13 protein-coding genes and 1 pseudogene are annotated in these 12,762 nt (G+C 71.5%); 5 read left to right on the forward strand and 9 right to left on the reverse strand.

All coding sequences use genetic code 11. The features are described from left to right. Positions 1 to 31 precede the first annotated feature (31 nt). Positions 32 to 607 carry a TerD family protein gene (locus tag ABZ434_RS24525; RefSeq protein WP_359140704.1) on the forward strand — a complete coding sequence of 192 codons (576 nt, stop codon included), beginning with the start codon at positions 32 to 34 and terminating at the stop codon, positions 605 to 607. An 81-nt stretch (positions 608 to 688) separates the two neighbouring features. Here the strand turns inward: ABZ434_RS24525 and ABZ434_RS24530 are convergent, their stop codons facing one another. After that, positions 689 to 2,803, reverse strand: coding sequence for an MMPL family transporter (locus ABZ434_RS24530; RefSeq protein WP_359140707.1), 2,115 nt, complete (start codon positions 2,801 to 2,803; stop codon positions 689 to 691). Positions 2,804 to 2,884: 81 nt separating this feature from the next. On the opposite strand from ABZ434_RS24530, the gene ABZ434_RS24535 reads away from it, so the two are divergent. Next, complete coding sequence (locus tag ABZ434_RS24535) at positions 2,885 to 3,394, forward strand: MarR family winged helix-turn-helix transcriptional regulator (RefSeq protein ID WP_359140710.1); 510 nt, start codon at positions 2,885 to 2,887, stop codon at positions 3,392 to 3,394. 19 nt (positions 3,395 to 3,413) lie between these two features. Here the strand turns inward: ABZ434_RS24535 and ABZ434_RS24540 are convergent, their stop codons facing one another. The 4 genes from ABZ434_RS24540 to ABZ434_RS24555 are packed head-to-tail and all read right to left on the reverse strand — an operon-like array spanning position 3,414 to position 7,810. Beyond that, positions 3,414 to 3,842 carry a DUF742 domain-containing protein gene (locus tag ABZ434_RS24540; protein WP_359140713.1) on the reverse strand — a complete coding sequence of 143 codons (429 nt, stop codon included), beginning with the start codon at positions 3,840 to 3,842 and terminating at the stop codon, positions 3,414 to 3,416. Positions 3,843 to 3,858: 16 nt separating this feature from the next. Further along, positions 3,859 to 4,296: a roadblock/LC7 domain-containing protein gene (locus ABZ434_RS24545; RefSeq protein WP_359140716.1), complete on the reverse strand. Its 438-nt coding sequence runs from the start codon at positions 4,294 to 4,296 to the stop codon at positions 3,859 to 3,861. Then, positions 4,293 to 6,872, reverse strand: a complete 2,580-nt coding sequence (locus ABZ434_RS24550) for a nitrate- and nitrite sensing domain-containing protein (protein ID WP_359140719.1) — start codon at positions 6,870 to 6,872, stop codon at positions 4,293 to 4,295. The genes ABZ434_RS24545 and ABZ434_RS24550 overlap by 4 nt, the downstream gene beginning before the upstream one ends. A 59-nt stretch (positions 6,873 to 6,931) precedes the next feature. After that, positions 6,932 to 7,810, reverse strand: a complete 879-nt coding sequence (locus ABZ434_RS24555; protein WP_359140722.1) for an MHYT domain-containing protein — start codon at positions 7,808 to 7,810, stop codon at positions 6,932 to 6,934. Positions 7,811 to 7,970: 160 nt separating this feature from the next. On the opposite strand from ABZ434_RS24555, the gene ABZ434_RS24560 reads away from it, so the two are divergent. Beyond that, positions 7,971 to 8,570: a methyltransferase domain-containing protein gene (locus ABZ434_RS24560; RefSeq protein WP_359140725.1), complete on the forward strand. Its 600-nt coding sequence runs from the start codon at positions 7,971 to 7,973 to the stop codon at positions 8,568 to 8,570. Positions 8,571 to 8,713: 143 nt separating this feature from the next. Here the strand turns inward: ABZ434_RS24560 and ABZ434_RS24565 are convergent. Next, positions 8,714 to 9,220, reverse strand: a pseudogene (locus ABZ434_RS24565) (DUF2236 domain-containing protein); the annotation flags it as partial. A 163-nt stretch (positions 9,221 to 9,383) separates the two neighbouring features. On the opposite strand from ABZ434_RS24565, the gene ABZ434_RS24570 reads away from it, so the two are divergent. Both ABZ434_RS24570 and ABZ434_RS24575 read left to right on the forward strand, forming a co-directional pair. After that, positions 9,384 to 9,692, forward strand: coding sequence for a hypothetical protein (locus ABZ434_RS24570; RefSeq protein ID WP_359140728.1), 309 nt, complete (start codon positions 9,384 to 9,386; stop codon positions 9,690 to 9,692). A gap of 92 nt (positions 9,693 to 9,784) precedes the next feature. Next, positions 9,785 to 10,786, forward strand: coding sequence for a hypothetical protein (locus ABZ434_RS24575; RefSeq protein WP_359140731.1), 1,002 nt, complete (start codon positions 9,785 to 9,787; stop codon positions 10,784 to 10,786). Positions 10,787 to 10,863: 77 nt separating this feature from the next. On the opposite strand, the gene ABZ434_RS24580 is transcribed toward ABZ434_RS24575, so the two are convergent. From ABZ434_RS24580 to ABZ434_RS24590, 3 genes are all read right to left on the reverse strand, one after another. Further along, complete coding sequence (locus tag ABZ434_RS24580) at positions 10,864 to 11,406, reverse strand: MOSC domain-containing protein (protein ID WP_359140734.1); 543 nt, start codon at positions 11,404 to 11,406, stop codon at positions 10,864 to 10,866. A gap of 15 nt (positions 11,407 to 11,421) precedes the next feature. Next, positions 11,422 to 11,604, reverse strand: coding sequence for a hypothetical protein (locus tag ABZ434_RS24585; RefSeq protein WP_359140737.1), 183 nt, complete (start codon positions 11,602 to 11,604; stop codon positions 11,422 to 11,424). A 95-nt stretch (positions 11,605 to 11,699) separates the two neighbouring features. Beyond that, positions 11,700 to 12,752, reverse strand: coding sequence for an acyl-CoA desaturase (locus ABZ434_RS24590; RefSeq protein ID WP_359140739.1), 1,053 nt, complete (start codon positions 12,750 to 12,752; stop codon positions 11,700 to 11,702). Positions 12,753 to 12,762: the final 10 nt, after the last annotated feature.

Genomic DNA, 12,762 nt, shown 5'->3' on the forward strand with positions numbered 1-12,762 from the left:
ACACTGGTCAACGGATCATTGGAGGATGTTCATGGGTGTGACCCTGGCCAAGGGCGGCAACGTCTCCCTGTCGAAGGAGGCGCCCGGCCTGACCGCGGTGACGGTGGGCCTGGGCTGGGACGTACGGACGACGACGGGTGCCGATCACGACCTCGACGCCAGCGCGCTGCTGTGCTCGGAGGCCGGCAAGGTCCTCTCGGACCAGCACTTCGTCTTCTACAACAACCTCAACAGTCCGGACGGTTCCGTCCAGCACACCGGTGACAACCTCACGGGTGAGGGCGAGGGCGACGACGAGTCCATCAACGTGGACCTGGCGGGCGTCCCGGCGAATGTCGCGAAGATCGTCTTTCCGGTCTCCATCCATGACGCGCAGAGCCGGGGGCAGAGCTTCGGCCAGGTGCGCAACGCGTTCATCCGGGTGGTGAACCGGGCCAACGGGGTGGAGCTCGCCCGCTACGACCTCAGCGAGGACGCCTCGACGGAGACGGCGATGGTGTTCGGCGAGTTGTACCGGCACGGCGCGGAGTGGAAGTTCCGTGCGGTGGGCCAGGGTTACGCGTCCGGGCTGGCCGGAATCGCGTCGGACTACGGCGTCAACGTCTGACCTGCGATACGGCGTGTGCAGCACGCCCGGGCCCCGGCCCCGCCCCCGTGCTTCCGGAGGCGTGACCGGGGCCCGCTCACGTCACACGCCCTCGCCACGCTCCCCCGCTCGGGCCGGTATCCGGCTGATCCTGCTCGGCCACCAGGCCTTGGGGCCGATGTCCACGACCAGGGCAGGGGCCAGCAGCGAACGCACCACCAGCGTGTCCAGCAGTACGCCGAAGGCCACGATGAACGCGATCTGGGCGAGGAACGCCAGGGGGATGACGATGAGCGCCGCGAAGGTGGCGGCCAGCACCACCCCGGCCGACGTGATGACGCCGCCCGTGCTGACCAGCCCTCGGAGCACTCCCTGCCGCGGCCCGTGCTCCAGTGCCTCCTCCCGGACCCGGGACATCAGGAAGATGTTGTAGTCGACGCCGAGTGCCACCAGGAAGACGAATCCGTACAGCGGTACGGACGCGTCGGTGCCGCTGAACCCGAGGACGTGCTTGAAGACCAGCGACGACACCCCGAGGGTCGCGAGGAAGTTGAGGCCGACGGTGGCCACCAGCAGGACGGGGACCAGCACCGACCGGAGCAGCCCCATCAGGATCAGCAGGATGATCACGAGCACCACCGGCACGATGATCCCGCGGTCGCGCTCGGCGGTCTGCTGGGTGTCGTACTGCTGCGCCGTGTAGCCGCCGACGAGCGCGTCTGCCCCCGCGACGCCGTGCACGGCGGAACGCAGTCGCTGGACCGTCGCCTTGGCCGCGTCGCTGTCCGCGGCGTCGTCCAGGGTCGCGTCGATGCGCACGCGTCCGTCGACCACCAGGGGCCGCCCGCCGCCCGGGCGTCCGGACTCGGTGACGGATGCGGCGGAGGCGACGCCGGGGGTACCCGCCGCCGCGGCGGTCACCTCGTCGACGCGGTCGGCCGCCGCGACGATCACCGCGGGGTTTCCGGAGCCTCCGGGGAAGTGCTTGCTCAGCGTGGCCTGGGCCGAGACGGACGGGGCGTCGTTCACGAAGATCTCGTCCAGCGGTACGCCCTGCGACTTGAGCGTGGGTGCGAAGGCGGCACAGGCGACGAGGACCAGGGTGGTGGAGACCCACACCTTGCGCGGCGACCGGTCGACGCGGCCGGCGACCCTGCGCCAGATGCCATGGCCTCCGGACTCCTCGTCCGCGGGACGCGGTCCGGCCGGCCAGTAGGCTGCCCGGCCGCAGAGGACCAGCACCGCGGGCAGGAACGTCAGGGTGCTCAGCACCGCGCAGACGATGCCGATGGCGCCCACCGGCCCCAGGGCCCGGTTGTTCGTCAGATCACTGAGCAAAAGAGCGAGAAGGCCCAGCGCCACCGTGGCCGCGCTCGCGGTGATCGCTCCGAAGGAACGGCGGAGCGCGGCGAGCGCGGCGGCCGTGCGGTCGCCGTGCCGGGCGAGTTCCTCCCGGAAGCGGGCGGTGAGGAGCAGGGCGTAGTCGGTGGCCGCCCCGATCACCAGAATGGACAGGATGCCCTGGACCTGCCCGTCGACCCGGACGACGTCCTGGTCCGCGAGGACGTACACGACAGCGCAGGCGAGACCGAGAGCGAGAACGGCGCTGACGATGATCAGGAACGGCAGCAGCAGGCTGCGGTAGACCAGCAGGAGAATGACCAGCACGGCGGCCAGCGCCACGCCCAGGAGCAGTCCGTCGATGCCCGCGAACGCGTCCTTGAGGTCGGCCTGGCTGGCCGCCGGCCCGGCGATCTCCGCCGTCGTGCCCGGCACGGAGCCGGCCGCGGTGCGCACCTGGTCGAGGGTGTCCGGCAGCGCGTCCCCCAGGTCCGATCGAAGTTGCACGACGCCGGACAGCGCCTTGCCGTCCGCCGACGGCTGCGCGGGCGACGGCGTACCGGCCACGCCCGGCTGACCGGCCAGGGAGGTGAGCGCCCGGGTGGCCCTCGCCTGCGCGTCGGCGGGGATCTCGCCGCCCCGACCGGTCCACACGACGATCGCGGGCACGGTCCCGGACTTCTGGAACGCCTTCTGCGCGTCGGCCACCTTCGTCGACTCGGCGCTGCGCGGCAGGAAGGCGGCCTGGTCGTTCGTGGCCACCTCGCCCAGCTTTCCGGCGTACGGACCGAGCGTCCCTCCGATGCCGAGCCAGACGACGAGCAGGGCTACGGGCACCAGCCATCGGACGATGCGGTGCCGCGGTGCGGGCTTCATTGCTTCCCCATGGGTCGATGCACGACGGATATCTCTCGACTATTAATTATCTCAATCAGTGAGAGATATTACTCTAGGGGAATGCGTACAGCAGACGGAGGCCCGGACAGAGGCATGAGCGACGGCCCCACCGGGCTCCAGTCGTTCGCTGTGCTGCTGCGCCGTATGACCAGCGAGTTCAATCGCATCACCCATGAGTTCGCCCAGGCCCAGGGGCTGCATCCGACGGATGTGCAGGCCCTCATCGCCATCCTCGACGCCGATCACGGTGAGGACGGCTCGGCCATGACGCCGGGAAGACTGCGCGAGCAGCTGGACCTCACCTCGGGAGCGGTGACGGCGTGTCTGGACCGGCTGGAGCGTGCGGGACACATTCACCGCGTCCGGGACGGCGGAGACCGGCGAGTGGTACGCCTGCATTACGCCACGGCGGCGAAGCTGGTCGCCCGCGACTTCTTCAGGCCGCTGGCGGCCGCCACCGACGCGGCTCGCGGCCAGCTCGACGAGGACGAACTCCACGTCGTCATCCGCTTCCTGGACGCCATGAACGACGAACTCGCGCAGCTGCGGGGCAGCACGACGCATCCGTGACGGGGACGGCGGCGGCTCCTCAGAGCGCGCGCAGGCCGTTGATCACCTCGCGGAGGATGCGCTCGTCGGGCAGCTGCGCAGGTGGCACCGGTCGGCTGACCGTCACATAGCCCGATTCGAGCAGGTCGCCGAGCAGTACGCGCACCACACCGACGGGCAGGTCGGCGTCGGCGGAGAGCTCGGCGACCGACTGCGTCTCGGTCCGACAGAGCGTCAGCAGCGTCCGGTGCTCCGGCCCCAGCAGCGCGTCCTCGGAGCTCCCCGTCACGGTGTCGTCGAAGGTGACGAGCGCGATCAGGTCGAACCGCGCGCTGCCGGCGCCCGGTTCGGTCCGGCCGCCGGTCATGGCGTACGGACGGACGAGGGGCCCCGCGTCGGCGTCGTACCACTGGCTGCCCGGCAGGTCGTACGGGTCCGGGGCCTCCGGGCCCCGGTCGGTCCTGGACACTCTCTCCCCGCCCCCTTCAGCCGGCTGCCGACGGATGCCCGGCGAAGCGCGCCGGCGTACGCAGGTGCTCACCGACCCGCTTGACGAGGCGTGCCATCTCGTAGGCGACCAGGCCGATGTCGGCGAAGGCCGTGCTGAGTACGGCGAGGCACGAGCCCTCCCCCGCAGCGGCGACGAACAGGAATCCGTCGTCCATCTCCACCATCGTCTGGCGCACGTCGCCCGCCCGGAAGTGCCGTCCCGCGCCCTTGGCCAGGCTGTGGAAGCCCGAGGCGACCGCGGCCAGATGCTCGGCGTCCTCACGGCTGAGCGCGCTGGAGGCGCCGACCGCGAGCCCGTCGCCGGAGAGCACGACCGCGTGCCGGACCTCGCCCACGCGAGTCACCAGATCGTCCAGCAGCCAGTCGAGTTCTCCGGATCGGCCGGGCACCCCGGTCCTCTGGTTCGCGATCATGCGGGGTCTCCTTCACTGAGCGGGCGGGGTTCGTCGGTGCTCGGAGCGGCCGCGGGGGCCCCCGGGGCGCCGCCGCCACCGCGCACCCAGCCGGCCCGGTAGGCGGTCATGCGGTCCCTGGCCTGTTCCGGGGTCCGTCGCGCGGCGCTGTCCTCGGCCGGTCCGCCGGACCGGGGCGGTTCGGGCCGCGGTTCCTCACGCAGTTGGGGTACGAGGCTGGCCTGCCGCACCCGGCGGGGCAGGCTCCCGTCGTCCTCCTTCTCCCCGGCCGGTGTCCGCGGCGCCGGCCCGCTCTCGTCCCCGCCCTCCGAGCGGCGGGGACGCAGCGAGGTCACCTGGGCCGTGGGGCCCGTGCGGGACTCCAGCGCCGGGACCGGGACGGGCGCGGGGAAGGCGGTGTTCTGGGGCCGCACGGCACGGGGGCCAGGCCCGAAGGTGGTGCGTTCGTGACCGTCCCGGCGCTCGACGGAGGTCTTCGGCGGCGCCGTCTCCTCCTCGGCCGGCGGCAGTGCGGTCTGCAACAGCGCGGTCGGCAGCAGGACCACCGCCGTGGTGCCGCCGTACGGGGAGGTGCGCAGCTGAACCTTGATCCGGTGCCGTACGGCGAGCCGGCTGACGACGAACAGGCCGAGCCGGTCGCTGTCGAACAGGTCGAGTGCCTCCGCCTGCTCGATGCGGCGGTTGGCCTCGCCGAGCAGTTCGACGCCCATGCCGAGGCCGCGGTCCTCGATCTCCAGCGCGTAGCCGTTGCCCACGGGTTCGCCGGTGATGCGCACCTTGGTGTGCGGGGGCGAGAACTGCGCGGCGTTCTCGACCAGTTCGGCGAGCAGGTGGGTGAGGTCGGCGACAGCCGTGCCCTTCACCGCGGCGTCGGGCAGCCTGCTGACCTCCACCCGGGCGTAGTCCTCGATCTCGGAGACGGCCGCACGCACGACGTTCGTCAGGGAGACGGGCATGCGCCAGGCCCTGCCGGGAGCCGCGCCGGACAGGATGATCAGGCTCTCGGCGTGCCTGCGCATCCGGGTGGTGAGGTGGTCGAGGCGGAAGAGGTCGCTCAGCTCGTCGGGGTCGTCGGCCCTGCGCTCCATGCTGTCCAGGAGGTTGAGCTGACGGTGGACCAGCACCTGGCTGCGGCGGGCAAGATTGACGAACACGCCGGAGATCCCGTCCGCGAGCTCGGCCCGCTCGACGGCGGCGCTGAGGGCGGCCCGGTGGACGGTGCCGAGGGCCTCGCCGACCTGGCCGATCTCGTCCTGGGAGGCCAGTCCCGGCGGCGCCTCGGCCCGGATGTCGAGCTCCTCGCCCGCGCGCAGCCGCTGCATGGCCAGGGGCAGTTTGCGCCGGGCGATCTCCAGGGCGCTGTTGCGCAGGCTGACCAGCTCCACGACGAGCGCGCGCCCGATGCGTACGGAGATCACCAAGGAGGCCGCGACGGCGACGCAGCCGAAGATCACGGCGGCGCCGGACGGGCTGAGCAAGGCGTGGGCGACGGGGTCCGCGCGGTCGGCGGCCCGCTCACCGGCACCGGTGCCGATGCTGTGCAGTGCACCGCGGACGTCGTCGGCGGCGCGCTGCCAGTCGGTGGCGTTCACGGCTCGGGCGGCGTCGCGGCCGGGCGCCGCTGCGAGCACCTTCTCCTCGTCCGCCTGGACGGAGCGGTAGGAGGGCAGGGCGGTGAACTCCCGCCAGGCGGCGCGTTCCGTGTCGGGCAGGTCGGCGCCGGCGGTCTCGGCGAGCGCGCGCCGGGTGTCGACCGCGCCGGTGAACAGACGCAGCGGGTGGCCCTTCAGGGTGCCGACGCGTGCCGCGGTGGCCAGCAGGGCGTCCTCGCGGGCCAGCATCTCGTCGGCGCGGGCGAGTTCGAGCAGGACCCGGGCGTCGGAGCCGAGAGCGTCGTCCTGGATACCGGTGAGGGCGCCGGAGACGGCGAAGGCGGCGCTGACCGTCGAGGTGTAGAGCTCGTACGCAGCGCTCCCGTCGCCTCCGGAGGCCTTGCGGATTCCCCGGTCGGCCCGCAGCTCCTGCGCGAGACCCAGGAAGCGGTCGAGCCGGCCCGCCACTCCCCCGGGGAGGCTCCCGGTGTCGGCGATGGTGTGACCGTCGTCCAGCCGCAGAGCGTCGAGGGCGGTGTCGGTGCGCCCTGCGCGCTCCTCCAGTGCCGAGGCGTGAGCGCTGCTGGGGTCGGCGGCCTGGATCATGGCCGCCTTGCGCTCGACCTGGAGAGCCGCGACCGCCGCCGCGACGGGTTCCCTGACCTCTTCGTCGACGCGCTGCAACTGTCGCAGCCGTGCTACGTCCTGGGCGGTGGACACCGTGGCGAAGCCCCAGAGCGCCAGCAGGGAGACGACGGGCAGCATGAGCAGCGAAATGATCTTCGCGCGCACGGTCCGGGGTCGCAGCGTCCGTCGTCCGAGCGGGGCCGATATGCCGTACGCGGGCAGCGGACCGCCGGGCTCACCGCTCTCGTCGGCGGGTGGTCCTGCGTGCGCCCGGCGGCCTCGGGCCGGAGACGCCGGCGAGGTGGCGGTCCTGGCGTCGAGGGCACCGGGGTCCGGGGTCGTGCGGGGTGGGCGCATGGCCTCCTCGTTCCGGGTCGGAGCTGGGTGGATGGCGGTGCGGCGGGCCGGGCCGCTCGTCAACGGGTACCGGCGGGTGAACGGGTGTCGGCAGTTGACGCGTCGGGGCTGTGGGCGGCGCGCCGGGACCGGAGATCCGGGCCGCGGGCCCCGGTGGCTTCGCCGGCCGCCGCGGTGGGGTCCTGCGCGTGCTCGGCGTGGGCGTACGCGGCGCGTTCCGGCGCGGTCGGGGACAGTGCCACGAACGCCGAGGTGAGGAAGAGGTAGGAGCCGAGGCCCACGGCGAGGGGAAAGATGAACTGCATCGCGGTGGCCCCGTGCAGTGCGGCTCCCGATGGTGTCACCCGCACGGTCACGGCCAGCATTCCGGTGTAGTGCATGCTGCTGACAGCCGCGCCCATGACGAGGGAGGCGACGGCAACGGCACGCGTCGACCTGATGTTGAGCGCGGCCCACAGAGCGGCCGTCGCGGCGATGACCGCGATGACGACGGAGAGGACGACCCGCAGCGGGTCGTAGTGCACGGTTCCGTGCAGCCGGAGTGCCGCCATGCCGAGGTAGTGCATGCTGGCGACGCCGAGCCCGGTGGCGAAACCGCCGAGCAGCAGCGCCCGGGTCCGGTCACGGCTGTAGCCGACGGCGAAGACGCCGCCGCCGACCACCACCATGGCGCCGAGCAGGCTGAGGAGGGTCAGCGGCACGTTGTAGCGGATGTCGGTGCCGTACACGCCGAAGCCGAGCATCGCGATGAAGTGCATGGTCCAGATGCCCGAGCCGATGGCCGATGCGGCCGTGATCAGCCAGTTGCGGCGCGAGCGGCCGGTCGTGTCGAGCGCGCGCACGGTGCAGCTCAGGCCGAGCGCGGCGCCTATGCAGGCCATCGCGTACGACAGCAGAGGTGTCAGCCAGCCGAAGGTGGCGTGGTCCAGGTGTCCCATGACTCGGGGACGCTAGTCGCGCTGGGGCGCGCGCCCGGGGGCGCATTCGAAAGCTGCCGAAATATGACAGAGAGATGTACCCGAACGATCGCAGCGTGCTCGAACGTGCGCATCGCATCACGACGTTTCGTTCGGAGGGAGGCTGCGCGATCATGTCCGTATGGCCGATGACCACACACACGTCCAGGAGTTCTTCACCTCCCGCGCCGCGGACTGGGACACGCGCTTTCCCGACGACGGCCCCGCCTTCGCCACCGCGATCGCAACTCTGGGGCTCCGCCCCGGCGACATCGTCCTCGACGCGGGGTGCGGTACGGGCCGGGCAATGCCGGAGCTGCGGGCGGCGGTCGGGCCCGGAGGCACGGTGCTGGGTGCCGACCTCACCGCGGCCATGCTGGAGTCGGCGGTGCGCGCGGGACGCGAGGGCAGCGGCCTGCTGTTCCAGGCCGACGCCGCACGCCTGCCGCTGAGGCCGCGGGTCCTCGACGCGGTGTTCGCGGCCGGGCTCATCTCGCACCTGGCCCGGCCGGGTGCTGACCTGGCCGAGTTTGCCCGGGTGGTGCGGCCGGGCGGACTGCTGGCTCTGTTCCACCCCATCGGGCGGGCGGCACTGGCCGCGCGGCACGGTCGGCAGATCACCGACAGCGATCTGCGGGCCGAGCCGAACCTCGCTCCCCTGCTGGCCCGTTCGGGCTGGCGCCTGACGTCGTACGTCGACGAGGAGAGCCGGTTCCTCGCCCTGGCCGAACGGACCGGGTGACGCACCGCGCCGGGCGGCTCAGGGGGCGCGCCCCCGGGTCACCTGGCCTGGACGTCCGGACGGCGGTGGTGCGGGGCCGGGCAGCGCGGCCCGGTGCGGGAAACGTTCCGAGCGCGGCCACCTCGTAGCCGTCCGGGTATCCCTTCGAGTGTGTGCTCGACGTCCTCGTAGGTCTGCGGCAGGTCCTTGATCCCCACGTGCGCGCCCAGGGTCCGGTAGTAGGCGGCGCACACCCGCATCTCGTGGTCCGACAGCCGGCGGCAGCCGTAGGCGTCGAGCCACCGCTTCGGGGTGACGACGAAGGTGTACAGCACGTAGCGCATGTCGTCGTTGCTGATGTCGAAGCTGTTGTGCAGTCGGTTGATCCGACGGATGGGCGTACGTCCCGGATCGCTGTCGAAGCCGTGCTCGACGACCGTGTCCAGGAGCAGCGCGGTGTCGTCGTACCGTTTCTGCGAACGCACCGTCAGTTCCGCCGTCTCCGCGAGGAGTCGGCGGATTCCGGAAACGGCGTACGTGCGGTACACGCACGTTCGAGGGCGCGGGTGACGTCCCAGGGGAACTCGTACGTCACCGTCATCCGGCAGATCTCCAATGCGTCCCGCCGGATCGAGCCGTTGGATGTCCTTCAACCGGTCGTAACGCGTCACCGCACCGTCTCGCTCGCCCAGGTCGAGTGTCCCGGCGTACGTGCGGGGGCAGGACGGTGAATACGTGCGACGAACGGGGACGGCACCTCTGGCGCGGCCCGTACCCCGGTACGCCTGCGCGAGGCACGGAACCCCGTGTACGCATCGACGGAGGGCGGTCCCCATGACCAGGATGTTCGGCATACTGCGCAGAGCCGTGGCCCCAGGGCGCAAGGACGGTGTGTCCGCATCGCCCACACCGGCGCCGGGGCGCCGGCAGCACAACCTCTTCGAGGCGGCCGCCACGTTCGTCGCGGCATCGGCGGAGGACGACCAGGACCGTATGGACGAGGCGAGCGGCTGGGTGTCGCCGGAGGCGCTCTCGTTCGGCGTCGGTGAACTGGCCTGCCGGGCCGTCATCGCGCTCGCCCGTGAGCGCGACGAGTCGCCGGAGACGGTGGCGCGCACGCTGCTCGGCCTGGCGGACGGCTGAGGCGGTCCACTCCGTCGTCGGGTCATGCGTCCTGCCTTGTCAGGGCCTCGACGAGCGGGTTACCCACTGGTTAAGGTGCGCCGACGACAACCATGACGGAAGAGGAGGGTGCAGTGGCCGGGACGGACAACACAGTCGCCGACGACGACGCACTGTACGTGCTGACTGCGGTCCTGCTGACCCCCGCGCAGTTCCCGAGCGTCCTCGGTGACGACTACCCGGCGGCCTGTGCGGCCCTGGGCCTGGAACCGTACGCCGAGGGGTACGGCCTGGTCCTGGGCCAGGACGGCGACGGGGCTCGCTGGACCGTGGTCGTCGACGACGTGTCCCTGGTCGCCGTGGCGATAGCGTCCTGGGACTGCGGGATGGAGTACGACCTGTCGCCGGACGACCGCTCGGTGGTCTGCGCACTTCCCGGCTGGCCGCTCGCCGTGGCGGTCGCCGCCCCCGGAGTGAGCGCTCCGCACGACCCGGCGCCGGACCCGGAGGCGGACGGGGAGGATCTCGCACCGCTGTGCCCGCCCGACACCGACGTGTGGGGCCCCGCTCAGCGCCGGCTGGGCGCTGACGCGATAGCGCTCCAGTGGGCCGTCTGGCGGGAGCAGATCGACGACGTGACGGACTTCGCGCCGGCGGGTGGCGGAGACGGGGACACCTCGGACACGGACGCCGGCCCGGCCACCGCTGCCGGCCGGGGTACCGCTGCCGACGCCGATCGCGATTCCGGTTCGGGTGCCGCATCCGGCGAGGGGCCCGAGGTCCTGGACGGCCCGGAAGCCGGAGGAGGGCCTGCGCGCCCCTCGGAGGACGACCGCCTTTCCGGAACGCATCCCGGTGTACGGCGGGCCCTGGCCGAGGCACACGCCTATCTGGACACCCCGCCGCCCCCCGGCCGTGTCCGTTCCTCCTTCGCCCCCGGCGATGCCCGGATGATCCGGGCCGACGGCCCCGGCTGGTCCATGGTCGCCAGGACCGACGACATCGCCTTCCTGCTGCTGGACGAGGTGCCGGGGGAAATCCTGACGGTGGGACGCGGGACGGAACTCCCGAAGCTGCTCGAGGCCCTGGACGCGATGGCCGTGCGCCCGTCCTGAACCGGGGAAGCGGGACCACCGCACGGCAGGAGCCCCGGGACCGAAAGGGTCCCGGGGCTCCTGCCGTGCTCAGGCCGTCAGACCTGCTCCAGCGGCCTGTGCGGCTCGGCGGGGAGTTCCACCTTGACCGGGTCGCCGGGTCGGACCACGCCGCCCCTGGCGACGACGCTCATGATCCCGGCCTTGCGGACGATGTTGCCCGCCTCGTCACGGCCGACGACCTGCTTGAGCAGACCGCCCTGGAAGTTGTCGATCTGGAGGCACGGGTTGCGCAGCCCGGTGATCTCGACGACGGCCTCGTCGCCGAGGCGCAGCAGGGTGCCGACGGGAAGCCCCAGCAGATCGACACCACTGGTGGTGATGTTCTCCCCGAGTTCACCGGGGGCGACGCCGAAGCCCGCCTCGCGCAGCTCGTCGAAGAGTTCCTCGTGCATGAGATGGACCTGGCGCAGATTCGGCTGGGCAGGGTTCTTCGCGACCCTGGAGCGGTGCTTGACCGTCACCCCCGCGTGCACGTCTCCCTCCACGCCCAGGCCGGTCAGCAGCGTCACGCTGTCCCGGTTCGGCTTGGTGAAGCTGTACGCCTCGTTACTGCTCACAGCGGTGACTGTGCCACTCACGGCGTGGATCCCCTCTCAGCGGCCTATTTCCTTACGCGTGATCCTACGGAGCCTGCGCCGCTGGCTCGGGTCAAGGGCCAGATACGCGATCGCAGGAACTCCGATGAGCACCAGCAGCGACAGCCAGAAGCCGATGAACGGCATCAGGACGACCGCGACGACAACTCCCCCGACGGCGATCTTTGCGCTGTTCGACATCGTCCACGCCTCCTTCGCGGCCCGTGGCCGCTCCTGTTGTGAGAACGCCTGTGGGTGCCCATCGGTTCCAGCGGCGGCAGGTGTCTGCGCGCCGGTCACCTCAGCGGGGCGCCGACCTCGTGCATGTGCTCCAGTGCCTGCCGGTAGGACTCGACGAGTCCGGTCTCGGCGTACGGCATGCCGAGCGCCTCGCAGTGGGCCTTGACCAGAGGCTGGGCGAGGCGCAGATGCGGGCGCGGCATGCTCGGGAAGAGGTGGTGCTCGATCTGGTAGTTGAGCCCACCGAGAAACCAGTCGGTGAGGACGCCGCCGCGCACGTTGCGGGAGGTGAGAACCTGTCGCTGCAGGTGTCCCCAGCGGTCCCCGTCAGGGTCGGGCATCTCCATGCCCTTGTGGTTCGGGGCGAAGGCCATGCCGAGGTGGAGACCGAAGAGCGCATGGTGCACGAGCGCGAAGACGACGGCCTTCCCCGGGGACATGACGGTGAGCAGCAGCGCCGCGTAGAGGCCGAGGTGTGCCACGAGAAGGACGGCGGACACGGCGCGCTCCCTGACGGGCTGCTGCCGCAGGTACTGGAAACCCGAGATCTTCAGTGCGATGCCTTCGAGGAGCAGCATCGGGAAGAAGAGCCGGGCCTGGTTGCGGGTGAGCCAGCGGGCGAAGCCCTCGCGCTGCGCCGCCTGCTTCTGCGTCCAGACGAGGGCGCCGACGCCGACGTCCGGGTCCTTGTCGATGTGATTCGGGTTGGCGTGGTGACGTACGTGCTTGTCGTTCCACCACGCTTCGTTCATACCGAGCAGCAGGTTGGCGTGCAACAGGCCGATGGTCCGGCTCACCCGCCGGTCACCGGTTATCTGGGCATGTCCGGCGTCGTGTCCGAAGAAGGCGGTGCGGGACCAGATGACGGCCAGGGGCAGCGTGAGGAGCAGCGTCCACCAGGTGTTCCCGAGGATCACCACTGCGGTCAGAACCGCACCCAGGGCGAGCAGATTGGCAGCGATGCCTGCCGCGTACCAGCCGGTGCGCCGTTCGAGGAGTCCTTGCCCCTTGACGGCCCGCAGCAGTGGCGCGAAGTCACTTCCGGTACTCCCGACACTTCTGTCACTGTCGCGGGTTGGCTCCGCGAGGGTGGTTGCGGCCTGAGGCATGATGTCTCCG

Origin of the sequence: Streptomyces sp. NPDC005761 (genome assembly GCF_040630635.1) — a bacterium.
GTDB lineage: Bacteria > Actinomycetota > Actinomycetes > Streptomycetales > Streptomycetaceae > Streptomyces.

Excerpts from the sequence above, each read along its gene's own strand:
- ABZ434_RS24525 (WP_359140704.1), top strand. The coding sequence starts at position 32 with ATGGGTGTGACCCTGGCCAAGGGCGGCAACGTCTCCCTGTCGAAGGAG.
- ABZ434_RS24530 (WP_359140707.1), bottom strand. The coding sequence starts at position 2,803 with ATGAAGCCCGCACCGCGGCACCGCATCGTCCGATGGCTGGTGCCCGTA.
- ABZ434_RS24535 (WP_359140710.1), top strand. The coding sequence starts at position 2,885 with ATGCGTACAGCAGACGGAGGCCCGGACAGAGGCATGAGCGACGGCCCC.
- ABZ434_RS24545 (WP_359140716.1), bottom strand. The coding sequence starts at position 4,296 with ATGATCGCGAACCAGAGGACCGGGGTGCCCGGCCGATCCGGAGAACTC.
- ABZ434_RS24550 (WP_359140719.1), bottom strand. The coding sequence starts at position 6,872 with ATGCGCCCACCCCGCACGACCCCGGACCCCGGTGCCCTCGACGCCAGG.
- ABZ434_RS24555 (WP_359140722.1), bottom strand. The coding sequence starts at position 7,810 with ATGGGACACCTGGACCACGCCACCTTCGGCTGGCTGACACCTCTGCTG.
- ABZ434_RS24560 (WP_359140725.1), top strand. The coding sequence starts at position 7,971 with ATGGCCGATGACCACACACACGTCCAGGAGTTCTTCACCTCCCGCGCC.
- ABZ434_RS24570 (WP_359140728.1), top strand. The coding sequence starts at position 9,384 with ATGACCAGGATGTTCGGCATACTGCGCAGAGCCGTGGCCCCAGGGCGC.
- ABZ434_RS24575 (WP_359140731.1), top strand. The coding sequence starts at position 9,785 with ATGACGGAAGAGGAGGGTGCAGTGGCCGGGACGGACAACACAGTCGCC.
- ABZ434_RS24585 (WP_359140737.1), bottom strand. The coding sequence starts at position 11,604 with ATGTCGAACAGCGCAAAGATCGCCGTCGGGGGAGTTGTCGTCGCGGTC.
- ABZ434_RS24590 (WP_359140739.1), bottom strand. The coding sequence starts at position 12,752 with ATGCCTCAGGCCGCAACCACCCTCGCGGAGCCAACCCGCGACAGTGAC.